This is a genomic window from Bradyrhizobium sp. UFLA01-814 (assembly GCF_046718885.1).
Lineage (GTDB): Bacteria > Pseudomonadota > Alphaproteobacteria > Rhizobiales > Xanthobacteraceae > Bradyrhizobium > Bradyrhizobium elkanii.
In genome coordinates this window covers 1-546 of sequence record NZ_JAQOSR010000388.1, presented here as the reverse complement: position 1 = coordinate 546, position 546 = coordinate 1, and the positions used below count along the sequence as shown (strand labels likewise).

Genomic DNA, 546 nt, shown 5'->3' with positions numbered 1-546 from the left:
GCTCGAGACCATGCATGCGGCGCCGGGCATCGGCATCACCGCGCCGCATATCGGCGTGTCCCTGCGCGTCGTGGTGCTAGAGCTCGATGCCCGCGAGGGGCCGCGGACCTATGTCAATCCGGAGATCACCCGGACCTCGCCCGAGATGATTCTGCACAAGGAAGGCAGCGTGTCGATGCCCGGCGTTACCGACGAGGTCGAGCGTCACGCCCGCGTCCGCATCCGCTATCAGGATCTCGACGGCAACATGCAGACCGAGGAATCCGACGGCCTGCGCGCGGTGTGCCATCAGCACGAGATCGATCAGCTCGACGGCGTGTTCTGGATCAGGCGGCTGTCCCGCATCAAGCGGGAGCGCCTGATCAAGCGATACGACAAAATCTCGCGGACGTGATCGTAGCCCGCATGAGCAAAGCGACATGCGGGACAAGCCGCGATCAGCAGACGGAAAAGCCCCGGATATCGCTGCGCTCATCCGGGCTACGCGTCTTGCGCGAGGGAACCAACCTGCCTTCGTTCTACCCTCCCGCCATCAAATCCTTGGCC

At 64.1% G+C, this 546-nt stretch carries 1 protein-coding gene; it reads left to right on the top strand.

Annotated elements, in window-relative coordinates; genetic code table 11:
- Positions 1-394 (top strand): peptide deformylase (locus PMN64_RS42970; protein WP_411785139.1); only part of this gene is annotated, 394 nt, incomplete at its 5' end.
- Between the last annotated feature and the right edge of the window lie 152 nt (positions 395-546).